Origin of the sequence: Mesorhizobium sp. M7A.F.Ca.CA.002.15.2.1, from assembly GCF_003998715.1 — a bacterium.
Taxonomy (GTDB): domain Bacteria; phylum Pseudomonadota; class Alphaproteobacteria; order Rhizobiales; family Rhizobiaceae; genus Mesorhizobium; species Mesorhizobium ciceri.
On record NZ_RZPI01000602.1, the window covers coordinates 1 to 3,509 of the forward strand.

Here is a 3,509-nt window from a genome sequence, read left to right on the forward strand (position 1 = left end):
CGCCCAAAGCACCTTCATCAACAGCGTCGCGCTTGGTGCGCAGTCCATCACCACGGTCGGCGCACAAACGAACTACGCGGCCTATGGGCTTGCTGGCGCGCAGACCTCGGTCGGCGAGGTGTCGATCGGCGCCGCCGGGGCCGAACGCAAGCTGACCAATGTCGCGGCGGGCTCGGCCGACACCGACGGCGTCAACGTCTCGCAGTTGCGCGGCGTGACGAAAAACGTCACCGACCTGTTCGGCGGCGTTACCACGATCAATCCCGACGGCTCGATCACCGGCCCGACCTACACTATCCAGGGCAACAACTACTCGACCGTCTATGACGGCCTGACGGCCGTCGACAATGCCCTGACCACCATCAGCAATGGCGGCGGCATCAAATACTTCCACGCCAATTCGACGCTGGCCGACAGCATCGCCGGCGGCACCAACGCGGTGGCGATCGGGCCGGAAAGCGTGGCGAGCGGCGCCGAGAGCGTGGCTGCGGGCCATGGCTCGACGGCTACCGGGGCGGGCGCCGTCGCGCTCGGCCAGGGTGCGCAGGCCAACAACGCCAACGATGTGGCGCTCGGCTCCGGCTCGGTGACGCAGACAGCCGTCGGCACCTCCAGCACCGTCATCGGCGGCAAGACCTACACCTTCGCCGGAACGACTCCGACCGGAACCGTCAGCGTCGGCGATGCCGGCGCCGAGCGGACGATCACCAACGTCGCCGCCGGGCGCGTCGATGCCGGCAGCACGGATGCGATCAACGGCTCGCAGCTCTACGCCACCAACACGGCGATCGAGGATTTGAAAGCCGGCGTCGGAAACCTCACCCAGAACGCGGTGACCTATGACGCCCCGGGCGGCGTCAAGTCGAACACCATCACGCTGCAGGGTGGCGACGTCAACGCGCCGGTCGTCATCTCCAATGTCGGCCCCGGCGTCAAAGGGACCGATGCGGTCAATGTCGAACAGATGAACCAGGGCCTGACCGCCGGCAAGAGCTATACGGACAACCGCGTGGCTTACGCTATCGATACGTCCAACGACTACACCGACAAGGTAGCCGCCACGACCCTGCAGCAGGCCAACGACTATACCGACCAGAAGCTCGGCCAGCTCAATTCGGACATCAACGGCATCCGCGACGAGGCCCGGCAGGCGGCCGCGATAGGCCTCGCCGCCGCCTCGCTGCGCTACGACGACCGGCCCGGAAAGCTGAGCGTCGCGGCGGGTGGCGGCCTCTGGCGCGACGCCGGCGCGTTCGCCTTCGGTGCGGGCTACACCAGCGAGGACGGCCGCATCCGCGGCAATCTGTCGGGCACGGCAGCGGGTGGGCATGTCGGCGTCGGCGCCGGCATCAGCTTCACCTTGAACTGAGGCAGGGATGAAAGGACTTGTTGCCCTGACCTGCCTGGCGCTTTGCGGCGGCCTCGTGCCGGCCGCCGGGCAGGTCGCGTCGACCTACAGGATCAAGCCTTCGGACGTGGTGCTCCCGCCCGAGGTGAAGCTCGGAGACTACCAGCGCACCATACGCCCATTCGACAACTGGACGCTGATCTGCGACGAGAACCTCAAAGCCCGCAAGAAGGTCTGCAACGTCTCGCAGATCATCGAGGACGCGTCCGGCAAGATGGCCTTCAGCTGGTCGCTTGCCGCCACCCAGGACGGCAAGCCGTACATGATCCTGCGCACCGCCCCGAACGCCAGGAGCGATGGCCTGGTGTCCGTGAAATTCGATGGACAGAAGCAGCCGATCGACGTGCAGCTGAACGGCTGCAACGAAATGGTCTGTGTCGGCATGTTGCCGGTCGGCCCCGTCATGCGCCGGCAGATATCGCAGAACGCGACGCCGGCGATCTCCTACTCGACGGTCGACGGGCAGACGATCACCGTTACCGCAACGCTCAAGGGGCTGTCAGACGCCCTTTCACCACTCAAATAACCGAGGCGCCACCATGAGCCAGCAGGACCAGTTCACGTCCGCCAAACGCACTCCGAGCGTCGAGGCGGATCGGCAGAGGCGGGCCGAGCCCCCAAGGCGCTGGCCACGCGCGGCCGGATATTCACTGCTGGGATTGGTCGTGGCGGGGCTTGGCTTCGCCGCCGGGAATTACGCCGCGGTCGCCAATCTGGTCGGCGGCGCGACGGCCGCACCTGCAGCAACAGCGGCGGCCCCCGTGCTTCCGGACACGCCCTTCCTCGAGCATGTCAAGCAGGCCGGTGTGCAGGCCTGCTCGACCGTCTATCCAGTGCTCGGACAGATCCTGACGACCGGCACGAAATACAGCGTCAAATCCCTGTGGAACGACCAGGCCGCCGACAAGCACGCCATCCAGGCCTTTGTCGGCATGGACTATGCGTCGGAACGCTATAGCGGACCGGCCGCCGGCATCGTCTTCGCATCGCCCACCGCCACGGGTTGCGAAGGGGCGATGGTGCGGGTGGCGCCATTCGCCAGCCCGTGCGCCGACATCCCATCCATCCTGCCGCAGGGCAGCAAGATCACCGACCATCTCGGGCAGGTCGAGGTCTACGAGCTCGGCGGCAATGCCGGTGAAGCGCTTCTCCTGCCGACGGGCAAAAGCTGTGTGGTGATCTCCCTTGCTTCGGCGGCGAAGTAGGACGCGAAGCGAGTGAGGTCAAGGAAAGGATGCCGACCATGAGATTGCAGGCTTTGGCAGTTTTGGGCTTGACCTTGTTGTGGAGCGGACAAGTCGTCTCAGCCGACCTTGTGGCCCCATCGGAACCGCAACAGGAGGAAAAGGGCATATGGGCGGCCATTGCCTATTCGCAGGCCGATAGCAAATACGGCTTCTTCTGGGGCGCCGACAAGCGGCAGGAAGCGAAGGACATCGCACAGAAATATTGCGAGAACGCAGGCGGAAAGGCCTGCAACGTCGTCACCGTCTTCCGCAACCATCGCCATTGGAATGATGACGACGAGACCGGCTTTCCCTACAAGCACTGCGGTGCGCTTGCCGTGGCAGACAAAGTGGAGAACCGTTTCACGCCCTGGGGCGTGAACTCGGCCGAGACCCGTCGGGAAGCGGAGGATCTCGCTTTGCAGGCCTGCGAGGCGACGGGAGAGAAATGCAAGATCCGCGAATGGGTCTGCACATGAAGCTTGGCCCGAAGGCCGTCTCCGCATGTGGAGCAATTCTATTCTCATTGATGTCGCCGGCGTCTGCCCAGCAACAGGTGGCGGCTGTCCCGGATGGACCCTCATCGCTGCGTGAGGTCTATCAGGACTGGAGCGTGACCTGTTCGGTACGGGAAAAGGCGAGAGTGTGCTCGCTTGCGCAAGACCAGGTCCAGCAGAACGGGCAGAGGCTTCTTGCCATGGAGATCGCGGCACGCCCGGACGGTTCGACGACGGCTACCCTGCTTCTGCCCTTCGGCATCCTCCTTGATCCGGGCGTGACGCTGCAGATCGACGATCAACCGCCGTCCCCGCAGCGCTTCAGGACCTGCCTGCCGACGGGTTGCGTCTCCGTCTTTACGGTTGATCGGCCGACGC

General features: G+C 65.1%; 5 protein-coding genes. All 5 read left to right on the forward strand.

The genetic code is table 11. The features are described from left to right. Positions 1 to 1,369 (forward strand): YadA-like family protein (locus ENZ74_RS25920; protein WP_206522331.1); only part of this gene is annotated, 1,369 nt, incomplete at its 5' end. A 7-nt stretch (positions 1,370 to 1,376) separates the two neighbouring features. Next, a complete protein-coding gene (locus ENZ74_RS25925; RefSeq protein ID WP_013529840.1) occupies positions 1,377 to 1,934 on the forward strand; it encodes an invasion associated locus B family protein in 558 nt (185 codons plus the stop codon). 13 nt (positions 1,935 to 1,947) lie between these two features. Then, complete coding sequence (locus ENZ74_RS25930) at positions 1,948 to 2,613, forward strand: hypothetical protein (RefSeq protein ID WP_013529841.1); 666 nt, start codon at positions 1,948 to 1,950, stop codon at positions 2,611 to 2,613. Between the two features lie 38 nt (positions 2,614 to 2,651). Then, positions 2,652 to 3,113 (forward strand): DUF4189 domain-containing protein, encoded by a 462-nt coding sequence (locus ENZ74_RS25935; RefSeq protein WP_013529842.1) that lies wholly within the window; start codon positions 2,652 to 2,654, stop codon positions 3,111 to 3,113. Continuing rightward, the coding region (locus ENZ74_RS25940) for an invasion associated locus B family protein (protein WP_127313077.1) at positions 3,098 to 3,509 on the forward strand (412 nt) is incomplete at its 3' end. The genes ENZ74_RS25935 and ENZ74_RS25940, both read left to right, overlap by 16 nt.